General features: G+C 67.2%; 1 pseudogene. It reads right to left on the reverse strand.

Annotation, left to right across the window (positions count from 1 at the left end):
• Positions 1–212: pseudogene (locus tag SB751_RS34670) on the reverse strand (EamA/RhaT family transporter); the annotation flags it as partial.
• Positions 213–241 lie beyond the last annotated feature (29 nt).

Below are 241 nucleotides of genomic sequence, written 5' to 3' on the forward strand. Positions count from 1 at the left end.
GCGAGACTCTTGACCTGCGCCCGGTTGGGCCGCTTTTCGCGGCGCAGCCACAGCAGCAGGGCGGCGGGGACGGCGGCGGCGAGCGCGCGGCCGAGACCGTTCAGCAGCGGATGGAATTCGGTGACGACGATGCGCGTCATCGGCAGCGTCAGACTGAAGATCATGACGCCGACGAGGCCGAGCAGCATGCCCTGGGTTTCGCGTGCTTTCATTATGCGGATTCGCGCTCGACAGATCGGCG

Origin of the sequence: Cupriavidus sp. SIMBA_020 (assembly GCF_046535395.1) — a bacterium.
Lineage (GTDB): Bacteria > Pseudomonadota > Gammaproteobacteria > Burkholderiales > Burkholderiaceae > Cupriavidus > Cupriavidus campinensis.